Origin of the sequence: Neobacillus bataviensis LMG 21833 (assembly GCF_000307875.1) — a bacterium.
Classification (GTDB): Bacteria; Bacillota; Bacilli; order Bacillales; family Cytobacillaceae; genus Neobacillus; species Neobacillus bataviensis.
Window position 1 is genome coordinate 154,194 of the sequence record NZ_AJLS01000114.1, and the last position, 22,966, is coordinate 177,159.

Annotated in this window: 18 protein-coding genes; 14 read left to right on the forward strand and 4 right to left on the reverse strand. The window is 41.4% G+C overall.

Features of this window, described 5'->3' with window-relative positions:
- The first annotated feature begins 88 nt into the window (after nucleotides 1–88).
- From BABA_RS14580 to BABA_RS14610, 7 genes are all read left to right on the forward strand, one after another.
- Nucleotides 89–1,324, forward strand: a complete 1,236-nt coding sequence (locus tag BABA_RS14580; protein ID WP_007085969.1) for a Zn-dependent hydrolase — start codon at nucleotides 89–91, stop codon at nucleotides 1,322–1,324.
- A 164-nt stretch (nucleotides 1,325–1,488) separates the two neighbouring features.
- Nucleotides 1,489–2,946, forward strand: a complete 1,458-nt coding sequence (locus BABA_RS14585) for a PstS family phosphate ABC transporter substrate-binding protein (RefSeq protein WP_007085970.1) — start codon at nucleotides 1,489–1,491, stop codon at nucleotides 2,944–2,946.
- 378 nt (nucleotides 2,947–3,324) lie between these two features.
- Nucleotides 3,325–4,764 carry a GntP family permease gene (locus tag BABA_RS14590; protein WP_007085971.1) on the forward strand — a complete coding sequence of 480 codons (1,440 nt, stop codon included), beginning with the start codon at nucleotides 3,325–3,327 and terminating at the stop codon, nucleotides 4,762–4,764.
- Between the two features lie 33 nt (nucleotides 4,765–4,797).
- The gene (locus BABA_RS14595) at nucleotides 4,798–5,583 is read left to right on the forward strand and encodes a 3-hydroxybutyrate dehydrogenase (RefSeq protein ID WP_007085972.1); all 786 of its coding nucleotides are present in this window, start codon (nucleotides 4,798–4,800) and stop codon (nucleotides 5,581–5,583) included.
- A gap of 114 nt (nucleotides 5,584–5,697) precedes the next feature.
- A complete protein-coding gene (locus tag BABA_RS14600) occupies nucleotides 5,698–7,131 on the forward strand; it encodes a sigma-54 interaction domain-containing protein (RefSeq protein ID WP_007085973.1) in 1,434 nt (477 codons plus the stop codon).
- A 171-nt stretch (nucleotides 7,132–7,302) separates the two neighbouring features.
- Nucleotides 7,303–8,928, forward strand: coding sequence for an ATP-binding protein (locus tag BABA_RS14605; RefSeq protein WP_007085974.1), 1,626 nt, complete (start codon nucleotides 7,303–7,305; stop codon nucleotides 8,926–8,928).
- Between the two features lie 220 nt (nucleotides 8,929–9,148).
- Nucleotides 9,149–10,531, forward strand: coding sequence for an L-cystine transporter (locus tag BABA_RS14610; protein ID WP_007085975.1), 1,383 nt, complete (start codon nucleotides 9,149–9,151; stop codon nucleotides 10,529–10,531).
- 63 nt (nucleotides 10,532–10,594) lie between these two features.
- Here BABA_RS14610 and BABA_RS14615 read toward each other — a convergent pair whose 3' ends face one another.
- Both BABA_RS14615 and BABA_RS14620 read right to left on the reverse strand, forming a co-directional pair.
- Nucleotides 10,595–11,125 (reverse strand): phosphatase PAP2 family protein, encoded by a 531-nt coding sequence (locus BABA_RS14615; RefSeq protein ID WP_007085976.1) that lies wholly within the window; start codon nucleotides 11,123–11,125, stop codon nucleotides 10,595–10,597.
- Nucleotides 11,126–11,149: 24 nt separating this feature from the next.
- A complete protein-coding gene (locus tag BABA_RS14620) occupies nucleotides 11,150–12,475 on the reverse strand; it encodes a UDP-glucose dehydrogenase family protein (protein ID WP_007085977.1) in 1,326 nt (441 codons plus the stop codon).
- A 260-nt stretch (nucleotides 12,476–12,735) separates the two neighbouring features.
- Between BABA_RS14620 and BABA_RS14625 the strand changes: the two genes are divergently transcribed.
- Entirely contained in the window at nucleotides 12,736–13,581 is an 846-nt protein-coding gene (locus tag BABA_RS14625; RefSeq protein WP_007085978.1) for a VOC family protein, read from the forward strand.
- Nucleotides 13,582–13,685: 104 nt separating this feature from the next.
- On the opposite strand, the gene BABA_RS26635 is transcribed toward BABA_RS14625, so the two are convergent.
- Complete coding sequence (locus BABA_RS26635; protein ID WP_007085979.1) at nucleotides 13,686–13,859, reverse strand: DUF3934 domain-containing protein; 174 nt, start codon at nucleotides 13,857–13,859, stop codon at nucleotides 13,686–13,688.
- 300 nt (nucleotides 13,860–14,159) lie between these two features.
- Between BABA_RS26635 and BABA_RS14630 the strand changes: the two genes are divergently transcribed.
- The 4 genes from BABA_RS14630 to BABA_RS14645 all read left to right on the forward strand — a co-directional run bounded on the left by BABA_RS14630 (nucleotide 14,160) and on the right by BABA_RS14645 (nucleotide 18,197).
- A complete protein-coding gene (locus tag BABA_RS14630) occupies nucleotides 14,160–14,915 on the forward strand; it encodes an NRDE family protein (RefSeq protein WP_007085980.1) in 756 nt (251 codons plus the stop codon).
- A gap of 140 nt (nucleotides 14,916–15,055) precedes the next feature.
- Nucleotides 15,056–15,631 carry a LemA family protein gene (locus BABA_RS14635; RefSeq protein WP_040346503.1) on the forward strand — a complete coding sequence of 192 codons (576 nt, stop codon included), beginning with the start codon at nucleotides 15,056–15,058 and terminating at the stop codon, nucleotides 15,629–15,631.
- Entirely contained in the window at nucleotides 15,631–16,395 is a 765-nt protein-coding gene (locus BABA_RS14640; protein ID WP_007085982.1) for a TPM domain-containing protein, read from the forward strand. Before BABA_RS14635 ends, BABA_RS14640 begins: the two co-directional genes overlap by 1 nt.
- 299 nt (nucleotides 16,396–16,694) lie before the next feature.
- Nucleotides 16,695–18,197, forward strand: a complete 1,503-nt coding sequence (locus BABA_RS14645) for a malate:quinone oxidoreductase (protein ID WP_007085983.1) — start codon at nucleotides 16,695–16,697, stop codon at nucleotides 18,195–18,197.
- A gap of 32 nt (nucleotides 18,198–18,229) precedes the next feature.
- On the opposite strand, the gene BABA_RS14650 is transcribed toward BABA_RS14645, so the two are convergent.
- A complete protein-coding gene (locus tag BABA_RS14650; protein WP_040346460.1) occupies nucleotides 18,230–18,853 on the reverse strand; it encodes a DedA family protein in 624 nt (207 codons plus the stop codon).
- A gap of 184 nt (nucleotides 18,854–19,037) precedes the next feature.
- On the opposite strand from BABA_RS14650, the gene BABA_RS14655 reads away from it, so the two are divergent.
- Complete coding sequence (locus BABA_RS14655; RefSeq protein WP_007085985.1) at nucleotides 19,038–21,227, forward strand: alpha-galactosidase; 2,190 nt, start codon at nucleotides 19,038–19,040, stop codon at nucleotides 21,225–21,227.
- 151 nt (nucleotides 21,228–21,378) lie between these two features.
- Nucleotides 21,379–22,920, forward strand: a complete 1,542-nt coding sequence (locus BABA_RS14660; protein WP_007085986.1) for a bifunctional GNAT family N-acetyltransferase/carbon-nitrogen hydrolase family protein — start codon at nucleotides 21,379–21,381, stop codon at nucleotides 22,918–22,920.
- The last annotated feature ends 46 nt before the right edge of the window (nucleotides 22,921–22,966 follow it).

A 22,966-nucleotide genomic window follows, 5' to 3' on the forward strand; every position in this document is an offset into this window, starting at 1 on the left:
AATGCAGTTTCACCTTATTAAACATTTAACGAAAACATACTTTAGCACACTTTAGTATTAGTTTTTTTAAAAAGGGGAGTGTTTAATAATGCAAAAACAAAAGCTAGTAATCAATGGAGAGCGACTGCAGCAAGAGCTGGAAAGGTTTGCAAACTTTGGTCGGACAGAAAACAATGGCGTAACTAGGCTGTCTTTATCAGAAGAGGATCGCCGTGTCAGAGATTATTTTAAAGCATGTTGTGAGGAAATAGGCTTATCAGTCAAGGTTGATGATATGGGGTGTATGTACGCAACGCTAGGGGGCAGCGAAGATAAACCGCCAATTCTAATCGGTTCCCATTTAGATACGGTAAAAAAGGGCGGGCGCTTTGATGGTGTTTTGGGGGTTGTAACCGGGTTAGAAGTTGTTAGAACTATCATAGAAAATAATATTAAACCGCGCATTCCAATTACGATTGTGAATTTTACCAATGAAGAGGGTGCGAGATTTGAGCCTTCGATGATGGCTTCCGGTGTTCTCTCTGGTAAGTTTGATAAGTCTGCTATGCTAAAAAAGGCAGATTCAGAGGGAATTACCTTTGAGGAGGCATTAAAGGCCAGTGGCTACGAAGGGGAAGTGGAGAATCGTTTAAAGGAGGCCAGTGCCTTTTTAGAGCTTCATATTGAACAGGGGCCTATCTTAGAAAAGGAAGCTTTGACTATTGGTGTGGTCGAATGTGTGGTAGGGATGGCATGCTATGAGATTGAGGTAACAGGAGAATCGGATCATGCCGGGACGACCCCGATGAAGATGAGAAAAGATGCCCTGTTTGCGACCAATAACTTAATTAACGAAATCCGCAATCACTTAGGCACATTGGACGAAGAATTAGTTTTCACTATTGGCAGAATGAATGTGTATCCTAGTATCCATACAGTGATTCCCAATAAGGTTGTGTTTACCCTTGAAGCGCGCCATAAGGACATGGAAATCGTCAGTGCTGTTAAAGATTTCGTTCAAAGCCTACCCCATTTAGGAGTGGGCGAGGGCTGCGAGGTCAAGACGACAAAATTATGGGATCGGGATACGGTTTGGTTCGAACCGAAAATTTGCGATATGCTGGAACAATCTGCGGAATCACTTGGTTTTTCCCATAAAAGAATGGTCAGTGGTGCCGGTCATGATGCACAATTCATTGCCAGCTACGTTCCGACGGCCATGCTGTTTGTCCCAAGTATCAATGGAAAAAGCCATTGCGAGGAAGAGCTGACCACATGGGAAGATTGTGAAAAAGGGGTAAATGTTATCTTAGACACTGTAATTACATTGTTATCAAAATCATAGATAAAGTTCAACTAACAGACTTTTCCGTCCTGGCGGAAGGGTCTGTTTTTTTGAAAAGAAAGTCTGTTCATTACAAAAATAATATAGTAAAAAGGATATTTATGGTGTAAAATTACACTATAAAATTACGGTGAAGTTACATTCTTGTGAAAGGGCGGACTAAGATGGGAAAAAAACTATGGCTCTTGCTATTGAATTTCGGAGCAGTACCTCTTGTGTTGTCTATCTTTGCGTTTTTCCTAATGAGCGGGGGGCTAAATAATATCATGATTGCTGCACTTCTGCCTCTAAGTGCTGGCGGTATTCTCGCGGGATCTTTTAGTAAGAGGCGGGTTCAGTCCGGCGAATTGCCAGGAATTATCACTCTCTTTCTTTTTCCGCTTGCCTATACAGCTCTATTATGGGCTGTGTTCATGTTGGTCAGCGGCGGGTTTTATGGGGCAAATTCCTGGCTTTTCTATAGCCTTTTTCACCTGGCGCTAGCACCCATCTATTTTCTCGCGATGTTTTCCGGTGAAGGAAGATTATTTCTATGGGCACCACTTGCTTACGAGTTAGCATTTGTTGGAGGGGTATTGATCGCACTAATCATAAGTAGGACGCGTCCATGCTTTGATAAGAAGCAGGTGCTGCCGGTTTTGTTAGTGTTTTTTCTTGCAATGGGCACCGGAGCAGCGGTTCAATGGCACCGTAGTCAAACGGTTTTACCATCCTATGGTTTTGAGTATGGCGGCGGTTACTCTAGTACGGACCTAACGCCTTATGAAGTGACTAATCCGGATAATAAGCTGCCAAAACTGGCGGCAGCATCGACATTTACCATTAAAAACCCAAGCGAGCTGCCGATTTTGGACGGAGCAGAAGCGGCCTTTCCAGTTTACTCAGCATTTGCTAATGCAGCCTATGAGAATATTGGACAAGATATGGGGAAGGCGGGGGAAGTTGTCAGCTTTACAAATACCATTTATGCATATGAACGCCTAATATCCGGGGAAGTGGATATTTACTTTGGTGCCGTGCCATCGAAGGAGCAGATAGAAATGGCGAAAAAGGATGGGAAAGAACTTGTCATGACGCCAATTGGCAAGGAAGCCTTTGTCTTCTTTGTCAATCCAAATAATCAAGTCGATAACTTAAAGGTTTCTGAGATTAAAGAGATTTACTCCGGAAAAATTAAAAATTGGTCCGAGGTTGGCGGGAAGAATAAGAAAATCATTGCTTTTCAGCGTCCGAAAAATTCCGGCAGCCAAACACTTTTGGAAAAAATTATGGGTGATACCCCAATTATGAAGCCTCTGAGGGAGGATGTACCTGAAGGGATGGGGGGAATTATTGAACAGGTAGCTGATTATCGTAATTATGATAATTCGATAGGCTTTTCTTTCCGCTTCTTCGCAACCGGGATGAAGGAGAATCCTGATATAAAACTGCTGGCTGTTGATGGGCTGGAACCAAATCCTGAAAACATTGCGAGCGGAAAGTATCCCTTCACCGCCACCCTCTATGCAATTACAGTGAAGGATAACCCAAAACAGGCAATACCACCATTCCTGGAATGGATGCAGGGACCCCAAGGACAAGAGATTGTGGAGAGAATCGGTTATATCAAAGCAATTGAGTAGGGTGTCAGGCACCATTAAAGTACACCTGTCCACGTAGGGTGGACACGGTTTAATAAAAGGCGAGGAGCTAAATTGGCTCTTCGCTTTTTGTTTCCGGAAATACGGAAAATTCCGGTATCCCGGAATCAATCATCAGATAATTTCCGGATTATCGGAAAAATTTGAGTAAAAGTAAAGACTTGTTTAGCAGTTAAAAATAATTGAAAACGTATAAACAAGTATAATGTTCATGTGATAATTGGGAATATTTATACTCTTTAGAAAATAATTGTTTTTGGCATAAAACTTGCATCAATATTAAGTAAGTTTTATTTTGTAAACGCTTACCAGACGAGAGTTTATTCTGAGAACTTGCAAAACATTAAAAGGGGGATTTACATGCAATTATTTATCATTCTGTTGTCACTTGGGCTGTTAATGTTTGTCGCCTACCGAGGGTTTTCTGTTATCCTATTTGCGCCGATTTGTGCACTCTTAGCTGTCCTATTGATTGACCCAACTCATGTTTTACCGTTCTTCTCAGGTGTGTTCATGGAAAAAATGGTCGGGTTTATTAAATCCTATTTCCCAGTCTTCCTATTAGGTGCCATTTTTGGAAAGGTAGTCGAAATGTCGGGGATTGCCGAATCGATTGCTAAGACCATTGTTCGCATGCTCGGTGCGAAACGCGCCATGCTGACCATTGTATTATTGGGTGCCATCTTAACATATAGTGGGGTAAGTTTATTCGTTGCAGTCTTCGCAATTTATCCATTTGCCGCACAAATGTTTAGGGAAGCAAATATCCCGAAACGTCTTATTCCAGGTACGATTGCACTTGGTGCCTTCACATTCACGATGGATGCTTTACCTGGAACACCGCAAATTCAAAACGTTATTCCAATAGCTTTCTTCAAAACGGATATTTATGCGGCACCAATACTCGGAATTATCGGAGCCGTTTTTGTTTTAGCCCTCGGTTTACTTTATTTAGAGACAAGAAGGAGAAAGGCGGCAAAAGCAGGGGAAGGGTATTACGGATTCGATAAAGAAACCGCAGCAGCACTAGAAATGGCCGTGTCTAACGAAAAGGAAGGAACAGTTCCTGATCTAACTTCTAATCAATCCGTTGTAAAGCAAATTTTGGCATTTATCCCGCTTATCCTAGTTGGGGTTTCCAACAAAGTCTTTATCACCTACATCCCAAAATGGTATCCGAATGGATTTGATTTTTCTGCTATTGGTCTAAAAGCGTATGCAGTAGATGTGCCAGCGGTTGCGGCCATCTGGGCGATTGAGATGGCGTTAGTCGTTGGAATCATCACTACACTTGCCTATAATTGGAAACGTGTGACAGTTAACTTTAAAGAAGGGCTAAACTTAAGTATCGCTGGTGCATTGCTAGCTACCATGAATACAGGTGCTGAATACGGGTTTGGCGGAATTATTTCTTCACTTCCGGGGTTTGCGAAAATCAGTGATGGCATCTCCAGCACCTTTACGAATCCGTTAGTAAATGGCGCCGTTACTACTAGTTCACTAGCAGGTATTACAGGGTCGGCATCTGGAGGAATGGGGATTGCCCTTGGTGCGATGGCTGATAAATACAACCAGGCGATTGCGGCTGCAAATATTCCGCCAGAGGTGATGCACCGTGTGGTCGCCATGGCATCAGGCGGGATGGATACACTTCCGCACAACGGAGCGGTTATTACCTTACTTGCCGTTACGGGATTAACGCATAAACAATCATATCGCGATATTTTTGCAGTTACCATTATTAAAACAGTGGCCGTATTCTTTGTCATTGCTCTTTATTCTATCTTTGGAATTATTTAGTGAAAATTGTTTTTATATAAAGGGGGATCTCGTATGAACAAGGCATTAGTAGGAAAAATTGCATTTATTACAGGATCTGCAAGTGGAATTGGATTGGAAATTGCGAAAACCTTTGCCCAAGAAGGCGCGAAAGTAGTTATTTCGGATGTAAATGCCGAAAAAAGCGAACAAGTAGCGGCAGAATTAATTGACCAAGGGTTTGAAGCACTGTCGGCACCCTGTGATGTGACGAATGAAGATGCTTTTAAAACTAGTCTTCAGGCGGCTTATAAAACATTTGGAAGACTTGATATCTTAGTGAATAATGCGGGGATGCAGTATGTTTCGCCAATTGAGGAATTTCCTACGGAAAAATTCGAACTATTAATAAAAATTATGCTCACCGCACCGTTTATTGGAATTAAACATGTATTCCCAATCATGAAAGAACAGGGATTTGGAAGGGTTATAAATATGGCTTCCATTAATGGGGTCATCGGCTTTGCGGGAAAGGCCGCCTACAATAGTGCAAAGCATGGTGTCATTGGTTTGACAAAGGTTGCAGCATTAGAGGGCGCTGCTCACGGAATCACGGTAAATGCTTTATGTCCCGGTTACGTTGATACGCCACTCGTCAGAAACCAGCTTGGAGATTTAGCAAGAACAAGAAACGTAAGCGTGGATCGTGTGATTGAAGAAGTACTTTTCCCGCTCGTACCACAAAGAAGGCTATTATCCGTAACGGAAATTGCTGACTATGCTGTCTTTTTAGCAAGTGATAAAGGCAGAGGCGTCACAGGTCAAGCGGTTATTTTAGATGGGGGATACACAGCCCAATAATCGCAATGCTAGAATCCTATTCGACTACAGGAATAGGATTCTTTTATTCTAGAAAATGAATGCGGGCAAATTTTGTTATAATTAACTTAATAAATCCGGCAAAGGTGTGAAAAAATGAACCTGGGAATGGGAGCGATTCCACATAATTGGCATGAGCAAATTATTAATCATCTAGCTGAACGAATTGTTGTGGTCGATCGTGAAGGAATTATACTCTATATAAATGAAGCTTATTGTGAGTTTTTAGGAACGACCGTTGAGGAGGCCATCAACCGCCCTGTACAAGATGTGATTGAAAATACCCGTATGCACATTGTCGCCAAAACAGGCCAAAAGGAACTGGCAGCTGTTCAACCGATAAATGGAAGTGAAATGGTTGCAAACCGCTTTCCACTTAAGGTAGATGGTGAAATAGTGGGAGCCTTAGGGGCAGTTATGTTTCGCAATCCCGAGGAATGGCGGATGTATAAAACGAAGATTCAGAATCTTGCGGAAGAACTAAAGTATTATAAAACAAAAGTGGAAAAAGAGTTGAAAAGTAAATATCAATTCCATGATTTAATTGGAAACAGTACGACATTTCTTGCTGCAAAAAAATTAGCAGAACGCATCTCTGCCAGCAATTCCTCTGTTTTACTGATTGGGGAGTCAGGCACTGGTAAAGAATTGTTTGCCCATGCCATCCATAATAATAGCATGCGCGGGGCACTGCCATTTGTTGCGATCAACTGTGCTTCGATTCCAGAGCATTTGCTAGAATCAGAATTATTCGGCTATGATGATGGAGCGTTTACAGGTGCGAAAAAGGGAGGAAAAAAGGGGCAGTTTGAAATGGCTGATAATGGATCGCTTTTTCTAGACGAAATAGGGGATATGCCACTCTCAATGCAAAGTAAACTGTTAAGGGTCCTACAGGAAAAGGAAGTACAGCGGGTCGGTGGACAAAAGTCTATTCCTGTCGATGTTCGTATCATTGCGGCCACACATCGTGATTTAGAAAAAATGGTAGAGGAAGGAGATTTCCGTCAGGATTTATATTACCGATTAAATGTGATAAAAATAGAGATTCCTTCCCTTAGAAAACGAAAAGAGGACATTCCGTTCATCTCCATGTCCTTATTGAAAAAGATGGAGGGTAAATTTTTCCGAAAAGGAATCGAACTATCTTTGGAGGTAAAACAAAGACTTATACAGCATTCATGGCCGGGAAACATCCGGGAGCTTGAGAATGTGCTAGAGCGTGCTATTAATGTATTGGACGGTAAAAGAATTGAAGTCTATCATCTGCCGCTATATCTACGAGACAAAGAAGGAGAAGGTATAGACGTAAAGGAAGTTAATCACATTATGAATAATCCTACGGGAAAAAATCCATTACCAATCTCACCATTAAAGGAAACAATGGCTAAAGTCGAGAAAGAAGCGCTCCTCAATGCATTAGCTGTAACAGATGGAAATAAACAGGACGCTGCTAAGCTATTGGACATAGGTAAAACCAGTTTTTACGAAAAATGCAAAGTGTATAATATTAAATATAGAAAAAGCTAACTTGCATATAATAGGTGCATTTGAAGGATCTGAGAATTGTTACGTCTTTGTTTCTCGCCCAACTGGACTTAAGTACCAATAAAAAGAATATTTTCCTTATAGAAATAGTCAAGATTCTAGTTTAAGATAAGAGTAAATATGACAAATTCGACAAGTATGGGTGGGAGTCAGTTGGTTCTTTTAGACTACATTATTAATCTCTCAATTTTTTCGCTATTGGTTAGCACTCCCTTAGTCATCCGTTCATTTATCAATCTTAAACCATTGAAGCAGGTGCATTTGGGGGTTGGATTATACGGTGGGATTGTTTCTGTGATCCTTGTAATGTTATCATTCCAGCAAGAAGGTTATTCCTATGACATCCGCTATGCACCGGTTATTTTGGTTTTTGCTTACTTTGGACCTGTCCCGGGAATTATTACCGGGATTTTTGCATTGACCTCAAGACTATTTTCAAGTGGTCATTGGACCCCGGCAATTATTGGCTGGACCACCATCATAATTGGTTTTTGCCTCATCCATTTGTATACAAAACATCTTACCGCAGTAAAAAAATGTATCATTTTATATGGGGCATATCTAGTAATTTATATAATAAATGTACCCATCATTTTCAACGCATTTAGAGATAAACCTTTTTTCCATTTTCAATATCTATTATTTGTCATGTTAGGCGTCATCATCGGGGTTCTGCTTATTGAGTCATATGTGAAGCTGCATCGATTAAATAATCGATTGTCAGATATGTACAAACTGGTGGAATCAAGTGAATCAAAGTATCGCCTCATCGCAGAGAATACCTCAGATCTAATCATGCTGATGGATAAGGAACAATCGATTAGTTACCTATCCCCCTCACATGAGATTGCTATAGGCTTTCCAATTAATGATTTGGAAAGGTCTGGATTATTTACGCTTGTTCATCCTGACGATGTTACGATGTTTAGACATTCAATCATGAGGATGTTTGAACAAAAAGAGTCACAAACGATGGAATTTCGATTAAGGCACAAGGAAGGGCATTGGATTGAATTTGAGTCCCGCTGTATGCCTGTCCGGGGAGAAAATGAAGCAATCGAGAACATTGTGCTTATTAGCCGCGATATCTCTGAACGGAAAAAGTCTGAAGAAATTCTTTTGCAATCCGAGAAGCTTTCGATTGTTGGGGAACTAGCAGCAGGAGTGGCGCATGAAATCCGCAATCCGCTAACAACGATAAAAGGCTTTGTCCAACTATATAAAGCGGAAAATAGTTCGATTGAATATAACGACCTGCTCTTAAGTGAATTAGAACGGATTGAAGCCATTACGAGCGAGCTTCTAACCTTAGGGAAACCTCAAGCGATTCAACTGGACCGGACAAATGTAAGGGAGCTAATTGAAAATACGCTCGAACTGCTATCTCCTCAGGCCATAATGAACAATATTCAATTTAACCTAAAATTTGAGGAAACTCCCTTTATTGTTACTGCTGAAAAGAATCAATTAAAGCAGGTCTTCCTAAATATATTAAAGAACGCCATTGAGGCGATGCCGAATGGTGGGGACGTGCATATTCATTTGAACAAAGGGCTGTTAGATGAGTGCGTGATCTCTATTCAAGATCAAGGCTGTGGGATCCCCGAGGAATTGCTCCCACGTCTAGGCGAGCCCTTTTACAGTTTAAAAGAAAAGGGAACAGGGCTTGGTATCATGATCTGCCATAAAATACTCAAACAGCATCATGGCAGTATCACCTATAAAAGCCAAATCCAACAAGGAACCATAGTCGAAATCAAACTACCACTGGCAAGTTGAAAATAGTTGTAAGGGTGTCAGGCACCATCCGTGGACATTGTCCACGAATGGTGCCTGACACCTTTTTTAAGCTTGGTATATTTCTTAACATGATGACATATTTATTTAATATCAAACGTTTGATGGTAATGGGAAAAAGGTTAAGAAAAATTTAAATTCCGACTTGACTGATTGGATTATGCGCATTAAAGATTCAGTATGTTAGCAAAGGAGGAATAGTGTGAATACTTTTCTTATTATCGTGAATGTTGTTGTATTACTATTACTAATTTTAGGTTTATTCATGATGCAGAGAAAGCGTGTTTCATTTTCAAAACGTGTGTTCACGGCATTAGGTTTAGGTATTATTTTTGGTTTTATCATTCATTTAATCTACGGGACAGCACATGAAGTCACTACAGGTTCAATCGATTGGTTTAACGTTGTGGGGTATGGTTACGTAAAACTTTTACAAATGGTCGTGATGCCGCTTGTATTCATTTCGATTGTAGGGGCCTTTACTAAATTAAAGTTAACTAAGAATATCGGCAAAATCAGTTTCTTGGTTATTGGTATATTATTAGGAACAACCGCTATTTCTGCAGCTATTGGTATTGGTTCCGCATTGGGCTTCGGTCTTGATGGAATCCATCTCAATGAAGGTGACGCTGAAAAAGCACGAAATGCCCAGTTAGTGGAACGAGTAGCAGGTGTTGAAAATATGACACTCCCACAGCAAATTGTCGAATTAATTCCAAGTAATCCGTTTCAAGATCTAACTGGCGCTCGTCCAACATCAACGATTGCGGTTGTTATATTTGCAGCCTTTATCGGGATTGCCTACATTGGAGTGAGGCGGAAGGATCCGGAACATGCAGATTTATTTGCCAAAATTATTGATACCTTTTACTCGATTATCATGAGGATTGTTACCTTGATTCTTCGCCTTACACCATATGGGATTTTGGCTATCATCACCAAGGTGACAGCAACGAGTGATTATGCGGCAATTGCGAAATTAGGCAAGTTTGTTATTGCCTCTTATGTGGCGCTCATCCTAATGTTCATTGTGCATTTACTGCTTATTTCATTAGCAAAACTAAGCCCTGTAAATTATGTGAAAAAAGCATTGCCAACGTTAACGTTCGCCTTTACTTCACGTACAAGTGCGGGGACACTGCCGATGACAATTAAAACGCAAACGAAGGATTTTGGGGTATCAGAAGGAATTGCGAACTTTGCGGGGTCATTCGGACTTTCTATCGGTCAAAATGGCTGTGCAGGTATTTATCCAGCGATGTTAGCAGTAATGGTCGCACCAGCTGCTGGCATTGACCCGACAAGCATATCCTTTATTCTCACTCTAATTCTGGTCGTAGCAATTAGTTCATTTGGAGTCGCCGGTGTTGGCGGCGGGGCAACCTTCGCAGCATTAATCGTATTATCGGTTATGAATCTCCCGGTAGCGATTGTTGGTTTATTAATCTCCGTTGAGCCGTTAATTGATATGGGACGTACAGCCCTAAACGTTAGCGGCGCCATGACAGCAGGCGTCCTAACAAGCAAAGCAACAGGAGAAATCGAAACAGAAATCTACCAACAACCCAACATCGTAGAGGCCTAATCGTTCTAAAGGGTGACAGGCACCACGCCAGTGGTGCCTGTCACCCTTTTTAGTTAAACCCTTTTACAACCATAATAAGCAAAAGCAGACAATCCCAGTAATTGTACCAAGGATTCCTCCCGCTAGGACATCTGAAGGATAATGAAGCCCCAAATAAATTCTTGATATTCCCACACAAAGTCCTAAAGGAATGAGCACAAAGGCCAGTTGTGGCAGGTATAAAACATAAGGGGTTACAACGGAAAAGATGGCCGTTGTATGCCCCGATGGGAAAGAATGATCTTGTAATGGGTTAGCAGGAAACTTTGCTTTTTCTACCATCATATAAGGTCTTTTTCGTGGAAACAGCTGTTTGATGATATGGACAGGTATATGACTAGCTGATAACGCGAGAGCGCTGGCGATTGCTGTCAATTTAGCATCACCTGATGATAAAAGCATAAGAAGAAACGTTACCGCAATGGTAATGTCAGCTCCTCCAAGATGTGTGAACGTACGGAAAAAAAGATTTAACAGTTTTTTATCAAAATGGCGGTTTACCTGTAGCAACACTCGACATTCGAAGCCATAAAATGCATGAATCCATCTCATCATGATCGCCGCCCCTTTAAAAATTTTTCATTCAAACATATTATTTGCATTCGGATGGCCGGGTCTTCCGACGGATAAATATGTTATCGGATACTGACCAATCGATTGAAGTGAATAACAATTTCGCCCATCAATCACAATCGGGTTCTTCATTTTGGTGAGATATACCTCCAATGGCAGATGCTTGATTTGATCCCAGTCTGTGGCGATGATGGCAAGGTCAGTATCCTGAAGTGCCTGCCGAATATCTTCCGTGTACCCTATGGCGTTCCCTACAATCCTTCTGGTATTTGGGATAGCAATAGGATCATAGGCAGTAACATCGGCACCTTCCTCAAGTAATTCTTTTACAATCGTTAAAGCGGCTGACTCACGGACGTCATCTGTATCGGCTTTAAAGGCTAATCCGAGTAAGGCAATTTTTTTTCCATGTAACGAACCGACCGTTTCCTTAGCTTTCTTAACAGGCAATGATTGTTGACGTTTATTCACGTTAATGGCAGCTTCAAGCAATTCATAACGTTGCTTTAAATTCCCGCCAAATTGAACAAGTGCTTTTGTATCCTTAGGAAAACAAGAGCCGCCATAGCCAATTCCTGCTTTGAGAAAATGATGGCCAATTCGTTTATCTTGACCGATTCCATAAGCGACTTCCTCTATGTTGGCGCCGACATGTTCGCAAATGTTGGCTACTTCGTTGATGAAACTAATTTTTGTTGCTAAAAAAGCATTGGCAGCATATTTAATCATTTCTGCATTTCTAATGTCTGTCTTCATAATCGGAATGTTTAATTGCAGATAGAATTGTTCCATAAATGCTGCTGCTTCTGGATGTCTGGTGCCAATCACAATTCGGTCACCATGGAAAAAGTCAAGAATCGCTGCGCCCTCACGAAGGAATTCCGGATTGGCCACCACTTCGACTTGGAGGTTCGGAGGTTTTCTACTGTCAATAATTTGTTGAATGAGCTCGTTCGTACCGACTGGAACCGTGCTTTTTGTACATACAATCACATCCTGCTCAATGTAGTGGGCAATCGTATGGGCAACTACATGTATGTATTTTAGGTCTGCTGAACCGTCACGTGTTTCAGGTGTACCGACTGCAATGAAAATGATGTCAGCATCTGAATAGGCCCTATGAGGATTCGTGGTAAAATGTAGTTGTTCGTTGCGCAGATTTTTTTCTAAAAGTGGCTCTAACCCTGGCTCATGAATGGGTGAACGGCCGCTTTGGAGCAAGTCAATTTTCTCTTTTTGAATATCAATGCATGTCACCTGATGACCTATTTCCGCTAAACAAGCACTAGTGACCAATCCTACATATCCTGCTCCTGCAACAGTTACCTTCATCCAATCCCTCCAAAAAGTTTGTTTACTTTATTGTATTATGAAAGGATGGACTTTTTCTTAACCTAGTGTAAAGAGAGTGTAAAGACTGTGTGTAGTTATGGTAGAAACTTTAAATTGAGAATAATTCAATTCGGAGCAAATGTAAGGTGCGTTTTCTAATGGGGGAATCGCTAGGATTTTTCCCTTTTTATGTATGAATGAATAAATAGAATCAAGAATAATAAATGGACCTTCTAATGAAGAAGTGGAGGATGGATAGAATGGAAAATTTTCATCGAAAGCCCAATATTTTTGTCGGCGAGGTAAATATTAAAGTAAAAAACCTAGACTATTCAGTGACTTTTTACCAAAATATCATGGGTTTCCTGGTGTCGGAGAAGACGGATCGTAAAGCGATCTTAACCGCGGACGGAAAAAACCCGCTATTAACGCTTGAACAACCCGCTGATGTTATTCCGAAGGAAGGAAATACCTCTGGTCTGTACCATTTTGCGATTTTGCTGCCATCGCGCGCAGATTTATCTGTATTTTTACGGCATTTGATTCAGACAGGATATCCATTAGGCGCAGCAGATCATTATGTAAGCGAGGCATTGTACCTGAATGATCCGGATGGAAATGGGATTGAAGTTTACCGAGACCGTCCTTCTTCTGATTGGACGTGGAAAAACAATTTAGTGGATATGGCAACTGAACAGCTGGACGCCCAAGGAATTCTGGCGGAAAGTAATGCGGAATGGAAGGGCCTTCCATCTGGAACCGTCATGGGGCATATTCATCTTCACGTAGGCGATCTCAAAAAGGCCGAAGAATTCTACACAAAAGGGCTAGGGTTTAACGTTGCTAGCTATTATCCGCAAGCGGCATTTCTGTCAACAGGAGGATATCATCATCACATTGCGATTAATACATGGCAGGGAGTGGGGGCACCTGCTTCACCGAAAAATAGCGTCGGCTTAAACTGGTACACACTTGTCTTTCCTGATGAAACTGCAAGAGAGACCGTGATCAAACAACTGCAGCAAGTAGGAGCCTCGGTAAAGAAAGAAACAGATTTTTATGTTACAAATGATCCGTCGGGAAATCAGATACGATTAGTGGTTTAATAGGCCGTTTTGACGTTAAAAAATCCCCAGTCCCTTATGATTTTAGGGCTTGGGGACTTTTCACTAGTAAATTAAACACTATGAAAGTAATTACTGATTGAACACTACATTTCGGATGAATCACTTTTAGAAGTAGTGCCATTATCTGCTGGTTTCTTAACACCCTTACTAACATAAGGTTTGGCACTCTTAGCTTTATTAGCACCAGCTTGCCAGCGATTCCACCCCTTCTTGCCAGTTCCTCTACCTATTCCACTTTTCGCCTTAGCTTTACTCATAAAACCACTCCATTATGATTCCAAATTCTAATACAATTCGTGGGCTAGTTTACCATACATCATGGCCGGTCGTCACAAAAATATTTTCATTTGTGCACAGCCATATAAAAATCTAAACAACTTTATTTTCTTCGAAATGGTAAAAAAAATTCTGGTGCCTGACACCATTATTACGTCCGATGACTTGTTTTTAAAGGTTTTATGGGGGAAGCACCGAATAAAGATTAGGGTGGGACGGAATCAACGAACTTATACCACTATAAAATCAGATTCAAATTCTTATAAAGGTAGGGATGTTCAATGTGTTTAATTTTATTTGCATATCAAGTCCATCATGAATATAAGCTTATTGTGGCAGCAAATCGTGATGAATTTTATCAACGACCAACTGCTCCTGCACATTTTTGGGAGGATCATCCTGAAATTCTAGCGGGACGGGATTTGGAAAAAATGGGGACATGGATGGGAATCACGGCCTCCGGGCGCTTCGCCGCTTTGACCAATTATCGGAACCCGAGGGAATTAACGGATGGTAAGCGTTCACGTGGAGAGTTGGTCGCGGATGCCCTGAAACACAATGGGAATATTAAGGATTATATGAAACAGCTCGTAAGCCATCAGGACTTGTACCCAGGTTATAATTTATTGGCAGGCGACGGGAATGAACTATATTATTATTCGAATATTGGAAAGCAGCTTCAAAAACTTGAGCCAGGAATATATGGGGTCAGCAATCATTTATTAAATAGCGAATGGCCAAAGGTGCAAAAGGGGAAGGAAGGCCTTTACCAAACAATTCGTGCAGATAAGGAAGAACTAGTAGAACAACTTTTCATGCTCCTGCAAAATGCCGACCCCGCGCCAGATAAGACCCTTCCTAAAACAGGAGTTTCATTAGAAATGGAAAGAATGCTTTCCCCTTTGTTTATCAAAAGTGAGAATTACGGGACGAGGAGTTCAACGGTTTTCTTGATGTCTGAAAAAGAACTTCAATACGTGGAAAGAGTATACACAAAGGATACTGTCAAAGACCAGAAATTTACGATTAAATTATGATTTTTTTTGAAAAAAACCGAAATATCTGCTCGTAAACTAATCAAACCTTTGTTTGAAAAGGAAAGGTTTTTTTATTGCTTAAAAAGGGAACAAATTTTTTAAGTGATATATACTATAGGTGAGAAAGGAGCGTGATTCTTTTGAAAAAAGGATGGTTAGGAATTGGAATTGTGGTCGGTATCATTGTTATTTTCGGCCTCATGTTCATGTCCAGCTATAATGGCTTTGTCAATCTGGAAGAAAACGTGGATCAGTCACATGCTCAAATCGAAAATCAGCTGCAAAGAAGGCTCGATTTAATCCCAAACTTAGTGAATACCGTAAAAGGATATGCATCACATGAAAAAGAAGTAATCGCATCCATCTCAGATGCGCGTGCCCGACTTGCCGGTGCCAACACGCCACAGGAGGAAGCGACAGCGAACGCCGAATTATCTGGCGCTTTAAGCCGGTTACTCGTGGTTGTTGAAAATTACCCGAATTTGAAAGCTGATCAGCAGTTTACCCAATTAATGGATGAACTTGCTGGGACGGAAAATCGAATCGCGGTAGCACGAAAGGATTATAATGATCAAGTAGCTGAATTTAATAAAAAGGTAAAAAGAATGCCGGGATCCATTATTGCGAGAATCGCCGGGTTTAATGAAAAAGAATATTTTAAAGCGGATCCTAAAGCTGGGGAAGCACCAAAGGTTGACTTTGGGGGCAATGGATAATGAAAGCAAAGAGGGTCTTCAGCTTTATTTTGGTGTTTTTCACTTTTTTTCTGGGTGCAGCAACTGCACTTGCTGAGGATGTCCACATTCCTACTCCTGTGGGAGATATTTATGTACAGGATTTTGCTGGTGTATTAACCGATACCGAGAGAGCGGAATTACGCAATTTAGGCAGAAGTATTGAAGATCAAACAACGGCACAGGTTGCTGTATTGACAGTCGAAACCATTGGTGACCGAACGATCGAGGAATTTGCTAACGAAGCGTTTCGGCAATACGGCATCGGTAACAAAAAGGAAAACAATGGTGTATTGCTTGTGTTAGCAATGAAAGAACGAGTAGCGAGAATTGAAGTGGGTTATGGGCTGGAGGGCAGGATTCCGGATGGGAAAGCTGGCCGGATTCTTGACGAATATGCCATTCCCTATTTGAAAAATAAACAGCCGAATGAAGCTGTTATAGAGACATATAAGGCTCTTGCGAAAGAAGTTTTTGCGGAATATGGTGTTGAAGGTGGAGCACAAACGGAGCCAAATCCAAGCCCCGCGGTATCAAAGGGCGAAGGGGCAGGCATTCCGATCCCGTCCTGGCTGATTATTCTAATCGTGGTGGTTGTCGTATTTCTCGACTTTAAGTTCTTTGGCGGCACTCTCACCTACTTGCTCCTTTCTATCATCTCCCGCGGTGGGGGCAGAGGCGGAGGAGGCTCCCGCGGTGGCGGTGGCGGATCATCCGGTGGAGGTGGAGCCAGCCGCGGCTGGTAAACGTAAAAAAAGTCTCTGACCACTGATAACGGCAAACCAAAGCCTTAACCCCTTACATGTAGCTGGGTTAAGGTTTTGGTTTATTTGCGTTCTTAGGCCTTGTGGACATACTTCCCACTTCTTAATACCTTTTAAATAATTTAAAATTATCATATAATAAGAGATATAAATCTATAAATAATGTATTCACAGTGAAATAGTTAAAATTGAGACAGAAAAGGTGTGTGACTAGGGTGCGCCTTAGCTTGGTGTGATGCCTATATCTTTTCTGCAAATTCCTGGGGAAAAGGTTGATAAAAATGAGCAGCAGCGAAACTAAAACAGATGTCATTTTAATTGGTGCCGGAATCATGAGTGCGACTTTAGGAACACTCTTGAAAGAATTAGTACCGGAATGGGAAATTACAGTGTATGAGAAACTCGCAAACGCAGGTGAGGAAAGCTCAAATGAATGGAATAATGCGGGAACGGGGCATTCGGCACTGTGCGAGCTTAACTACACAGTTGAAAAACCGGATGGATCGCTAGATATTAGCAAAGCTATCAAAATTAATGAACAGTTTCAGCTTTCACGACAGTTTTGGTCTTATCTTGTAAACAGGAATCTAATTCGTAATCCGCGGGATTTTATCATGCCAATCCCTCATATGAGTTTAGTGCAAGGAGAACAGGATGTAACATTTTTGAAAAAACGTTTTAAAGCGCTTTCGGACAATCCTCTGTTTCAAGGGATGGAGTTTTCTGATGACCATGAAAAACTGATAGAATGGATTCCACTTATCATGGAAGGTCGTACATTGAATGAACCAATAGCAGCGACAAAAATTGACTCTGGAACGGATGTCAACTTTGGTGCTTTAACACGCATGTTGTTTGACCACTTAGAGAGTAAAAACGTCGAGATTAACTATAATCATAGTGTTGAGGATATTAAACGTACTGACGACGGCTCATGGGAATTGAAAGTGTGGAATATGGCTACCGGTAACATCGAAAGGCATACTGCAAAATTCGTCTTTATCGGCGGCGGTGGCGGATCCTTGCATTTACTGCAAAAAACCGGTATTCCTGAGTCAAAGCATATTGGCGGATTCCCGGTTAGCGGAATATTTATGGTGTGTAATGATCCAGATGTTGTAGGGCAGCACCATGCAAAAGTATACGGCAAAGCTAAGGTCGGTGCTCCGCCAATGTCTGTACCGCATCTTGACACGAGATATATCGACAATAAAAAATCGTTGCTATTTGGGCCATTTGCCGGCTTTTCACCGAAGTTCTTAAAAACCGGTTCTAATATGGATTTAATCACTTCCGTAAAACCTAATAATGTCTTAACGATGTTGGCGGCAGGAGCAAAACAGATGCCACTGACAAAATACCTAATTCAACAAGTGATGTTATCGAAAGAACAGCGCATGGAAGAGCTGCGTGAGTTTATCCCGAACGCTAAAAGCGAGGATTGGGATTTAGTAGTAGCGGGTCAACGTGTGCAGGTTATTAAAGATACAGAAGCAGGCGGCAAAGGGACGCTTCAATTTGGCACGGAAGTGATTACTGCAGCTGATGGCTCGATTGCAGCATTACTAGGAGCTTCGCCGGGTGCTTCAACTGCCGTTCACGTGATGCTTGAAATCATCAAAAAGTGCTTCCCGGAACATATTGAAGAGTGGGAATCGAAAATTAAAGAAATGATCCCATCTCATGGCGTTTCACTAATGGAAAACCCAGAACTTCTGCACGAGATTCATACTTCAACGGCGCAGACGCTTGGCCTAAGCGAAAAAGAGCTTATCTTTAGTTAATTATTTGGATGTTGAAATAAAACAAAGAACCTTTAATCTATCTTTGGATTAAAGGTTCTATTTTTTAGGATTCTTTTTTTTCTTCTATAGGAATAAATAATAATAAAACCGAGAAGAAGTAGTAGGATTAAATAGATGCTATACCGTGAAAGGTAGGCTCCAACATGAATCCAATTCTCGCCAAGTAGTCTGCCTAAGGTGATAAAAGTAAAACACCAAATGGCTGCCCCTAAATAAGCAAATAAGGCGAATTTCTTATAGGAATAGCAGTTGATACCAGCAAGATATGCAGTAATATGACGTACCCCAGGGATGAAAAACCCAATAATGAGTAGGAAAGGGCCTAATTTGTTAAATAATTTTCTTGTTCGCTCAATCCTTGCCTCAGTGATATGAAGTTTAGGACCGAACTTATGTAAAAATGGGATCCCTAACTTGACGCCTAATATGAAGCTAATCGTAATTCCACTGCACGCTCCAATAAAAGCGCAGAAAAGTGAAAGCAAATAAGCCATTTTTCCTGTGAAAACAGAATAGCCCACATAGGTCAGAAGGATTTCATCCGGGATGGGCAGGCCAACAATTCCGCCGAATAAAGCAATAATAATCCCAAAATAGCCAAAATGTTCAATAAGATAATTCAAATGCCCCATCATAACACGCCCTACAATCAATTCTAGAAAATTACATGATAAAGAGTGGAAGAAAAACTTCCCAACCTTATCATCCACATAATTTTAAACATTATCCCGTTATTAATACACTTATAGGTGCCTGACACCATTTTCACCATACTTCCCAAAATAATAGTATAAATCAATTTTCTAGGAGTGTGCTAATATGCCGATTGAGTGGAATGAGGCAGAGCAAGTGTTTCATTTATATAACAGCGATATTAGTTATCTAGTTCAAATTGTTCATGGAAAGTATCCTGCACATTTATATTGGGGCAAGCGGGTGAAGGTGCTGCAGCCTTCCTTGATCCTTACATTTAAAGGCAGGGCATTTTCGCCCACGGTAGTGCCTGCTGATCCAAAGTTTTCACTCGATACACTACCACAGGAATACCCTGCATTTGGAAACGGAGATTTCCGAGAGCCTGCCTATCAGCTTCGAACCAGCAACGGGACAACGACGACAGAGTTTGTCTATGATTCCTATGAAATTTTGAAAGGAAAACGTTCGCTAAAAGGTTTGCCTTCCTCCTACCTTGAAGATGATGCGGAGGCAGATACACTGATAATTACCATGGTAGATTCATTATTGGGAATTGGTTTAAATCTATATTATACAATTTACCGAGACTTGGATGTCATAACCAGATCCGTCTCATTCGAGCATCTTGGCAGCCATGCCGTTGAAATACATAAATGTATGAGCATGTCAGTGGATTTTCATGAGTCAAATTGGGATTGGCTACACCTCCAAGGAGCATGGGCACGGGAACGTCATATTGAACGGCAGCCGCTGCACCGTGGGATTCAATTGATTTCTTCAGCAAGGGGTGCCAGCAGCCATCACCACAATCCTTTTATTGCTCTGCTTTCAAGGGGGGGCAACGAGGACTATGGCGATGTTTATGGCGTTAGCCTCATGTACAGTGGGAATTTCCAAGCATCCATTGAGGTAGATTCTTTTGAGACGACAAGGCTCAGTATCGGGATCAATCCGTTTGATTTTATTTGGCTGTTAAAACCAGGAGAAACATTTCAAACCCCGGAGTCACTTATGGTTTATTCTTCTGAAGGCCTTGGCGGAATGTCGAGAACTTTTCATAAATTGTTGCGAACAAGAGTGTGCCGCGGTGTTTACCGGGACAAAACGCGCCCGATCCTCATTAATAATTGGGAAGCCACCTATTTTAATTTTACTGAAAAAAAATTAAAGGAAATTGCGGACGCAGGGAAAAATCTTGGAATTGAGCTGTTTGCCCTTGATGACGGTTGGTTCGGACACCGGGATAATGATAAAAGCTCGCTGGGTGATTGGACTGTCCATAAGAAAAAGCTGCCCAACGGTTTAGCGGGGCTTGCTGACTATGTAGAAAAAAAAGGGATGAAATTTGGATTATGGGTAGAGCCGGAAATGGTTTCACCAGATAGCGATTTGTACCGGAAGAATCCTGATTGGTGTCTGCACGTGCCGAAGCGTGACCGGACACTGTCGAGAAATCAGCTCGTCCTAGATTTAAGCAGGGAAGATGTATGTGTTTTTTTAACTGAAACACTTACAAGGGTTTTCTCCAGTGCTCCAATTTCCTATGTGAAATGGGATATGAACCGAAATATGACGGAGGTGGGCTCAGCTGCGCTCCCCCCTGAAAGACAAAAGGAAACAGCCCATCGCTATATGCTTGGGCTATATCGGATTTTAGAAAAATTAACTGAACGTTTCCCGCAGATTTTGTTTGAAAGCTGTTCGGGCGGCGGCGGCCGCTTTGATCCAGGCATGCTTTATTACATGCCGCAAACGTGGACGAGTGATGATACGGATGCGGTTGAACGATTAAAAATTCAATATGGAACAAGTATGATCTACCCCGCCATCACGATGGGAGCGCATGTTTCAGATGTGCCGAACCATCAGGTAGGAAGGGTAACACCGCTGCAAATGAGGTGTCATGTGGCGATGGCAGCCAATTTGGGATTCGAACTTAATGTGGATAAGCTGAGTAATGTTGATCAAGCAGTGGTGACTGAACAAATCAATTTTTACCATCAAATCAAGGAGATCGTTCTTTTCGGTGACCAGTACCGGCTGTTAAGTCCATTTGAAGGAATGGACACAGCCTTGATGTATGTTGCTCCGAACCAGGAACAGGCAGTTGTCTTTTACTACAAAACACTGGCAACACCAAACCCGCCTTTTTTTCGTTTGAAATTACACGGGCTAAATCCAAAGCTAAAATACAAAATAAGCAACGGAGAATTGGCCTACTTTGGTGATGAACTAATGGAGATTGGCCTATCCGTGCCGCTGATCAAAAAAGACTATACTTCTCATATTTATCTCATTGAAAAGTGGAGATAAGAAAAAGCAATGATCCATAAAAGTTAAACAAGTTGACAAGGGTATAAAGGGTGTCAGGCACCAAATAATTAGTTAATATTTCAATGTAATGGGAACCTTAATTACGTATAACCATCATATTTATTTGTTATCTAATTAAGGGTGTGAAAATATGCCAGATACAGATATGTCCAAATACGAAAAGAAAATCATTATTCGAAGTATTCGCTTAGAAGACGTTGATGAAATTATTGCATTAGGGAAAATTTGCTTTCCAAATATGGATCCGTGGAAACGGGAGCAGTTGGTTAGTCACATTCGAATATTCCCAGAGGGTCAGTTTTGTGTGGAATATGAGGACAAAATTGTCGGATCATGTTCTAGTTTAATTGTTAATTTTAACGAGTATGACGACCAACACACCTGGGATACCATCACGGACAATGGGTATATCACCAATCACGACCCTGATGGATTCAATTTATATGGGATAGAGGTAATGGTGGATCCAGAATATCGCCGCATGAAACTTGGGCATCGTCTCTACGAGGCGCGTAAAGAGCTCGCTGTCAGATTAAATCTTCAAAGCATCATTATTGGTGGGCGAATCCCAAATTATCATAAATATAAGGATGCAATGACCGCTCGTGAATATGTTCAGGCGGTTGAAAAACATAGCATCTATGATCCCGTCTTGTCTTTTCAGCTCTTGCAGGGGTTTACGATAAAACGTATTAATACAAGTTACCTTCCTGATGATAAAGCCTCTGCTTCTGTCGCAACCTTAATGGAATGGAACAATGTTGATTATCGCCCGAAAAACAAACGAATTTATCGAACTGCATTTCCTGTTAGAATCTGTGCTGTGCAGTACATGATGAAAAAAATAGATTCCATTCAGGACTTTAGCAGACAAGTAGAATATTATGTAGATGTTGCAGCGGATTTTAGATCGGATTTTGTAGTATTCCCTGAGATTTTTACAACGCAATTAATGTCTTTTCTAGAAGAAAAGCGACCGGATCGGGCTGTCCGCCGGCTAGCCACCTATACGGATCAATATATTGAATTGTTCACACAACTTGCAGTCCGTTATAATGTCAACATTGTCGGAGGATCCCATTTTGTTGAAGAGAATGGGGATGTGTACAATGTCGGTTTTCTTTTCCGTCGTAATGGAACGATTGAGAAACAGTACAAAATTCACTCAACTCAAAACGAGCGCAAGTGGTGGGGAATATCAGATGGAAATGAAATGAATGTGTTTGACACCGATTGTGGAAAAATTGCTATTCAAATTTCGTATGATATCGAGTTTCCTGAACTCGCAAGGATTGCCGTTGATAATGGGGCAAATATTATTTTTGTCCCGTTTTGTACAGAGGATCGTCAAGGGTACCTGCGTGTCCGTTACTGTGCCCAAGCAAGGGCGATTGAGAATAATGTATATACCTGTATTGCAGGGACTGTGGGCAACTTAACACATGTGGAGAACATGGATATTCAGTACGCCCAGTCTGGAATTTTTTCACCTTCCGACTTTGAGTTTGCCAGGGATGGGATCGTTGGAGAATGTGATGCCAATATAGACACAGTCGTAGTTGGAGATGTCGATCTGGAGATACTAAGACGCTCCCGGAATACCGGCTCATTGCGGCAATCGAGCGATAGAAGACATGATTTATATCGGATTGTTTGGAATAAAAAAAATTAGATGGTGTCTTTGAAGATGACAGTCACTAATAAAAAGATTAATACGG

What these genes read in the sequence shown, in the direction of transcription:
- BABA_RS14580 (WP_007085969.1), top strand. Translation starts at nt 89, where the DNA reads ATGCAAAAACAAAAGCTAGTAATCAATGGAGAGCGACTGCAGCAAGAG.
- BABA_RS14585 (WP_007085970.1), top strand. Translation starts at nt 1,489, where the DNA reads ATGGGAAAAAAACTATGGCTCTTGCTATTGAATTTCGGAGCAGTACCT.
- BABA_RS14590 (WP_007085971.1), top strand. Translation starts at nt 3,325, where the DNA reads ATGCAATTATTTATCATTCTGTTGTCACTTGGGCTGTTAATGTTTGTC.
- BABA_RS14595 (WP_007085972.1), top strand. Translation starts at nt 4,798, where the DNA reads ATGAACAAGGCATTAGTAGGAAAAATTGCATTTATTACAGGATCTGCA.
- BABA_RS14600 (WP_007085973.1), top strand. Translation starts at nt 5,698, where the DNA reads ATGAACCTGGGAATGGGAGCGATTCCACATAATTGGCATGAGCAAATT.
- BABA_RS14615 (WP_007085976.1), bottom strand. Translation starts at nt 11,125, where the DNA reads ATGATGAGATGGATTCATGCATTTTATGGCTTCGAATGTCGAGTGTTG.
- BABA_RS14620 (WP_007085977.1), bottom strand. Translation starts at nt 12,475, where the DNA reads ATGAAGGTAACTGTTGCAGGAGCAGGATATGTAGGATTGGTCACTAGT.
- BABA_RS14625 (WP_007085978.1), top strand. Translation starts at nt 12,736, where the DNA reads ATGGAAAATTTTCATCGAAAGCCCAATATTTTTGTCGGCGAGGTAAAT.
- BABA_RS26635 (WP_007085979.1), bottom strand. Translation starts at nt 13,859, where the DNA reads ATGAGTAAAGCTAAGGCGAAAAGTGGAATAGGTAGAGGAACTGGCAAG.
- BABA_RS14630 (WP_007085980.1), top strand. Translation starts at nt 14,160, where the DNA reads ATGTGTTTAATTTTATTTGCATATCAAGTCCATCATGAATATAAGCTT.
- BABA_RS14640 (WP_007085982.1), top strand. Translation starts at nt 15,631, where the DNA reads ATGAAAGCAAAGAGGGTCTTCAGCTTTATTTTGGTGTTTTTCACTTTT.
- BABA_RS14645 (WP_007085983.1), top strand. Translation starts at nt 16,695, where the DNA reads ATGAGCAGCAGCGAAACTAAAACAGATGTCATTTTAATTGGTGCCGGA.
- BABA_RS14650 (WP_040346460.1), bottom strand. Translation starts at nt 18,853, where the DNA reads ATGATGGGGCATTTGAATTATCTTATTGAACATTTTGGCTATTTTGGG.
- BABA_RS14655 (WP_007085985.1), top strand. Translation starts at nt 19,038, where the DNA reads ATGCCGATTGAGTGGAATGAGGCAGAGCAAGTGTTTCATTTATATAAC.
- BABA_RS14660 (WP_007085986.1), top strand. Translation starts at nt 21,379, where the DNA reads ATGCCAGATACAGATATGTCCAAATACGAAAAGAAAATCATTATTCGA.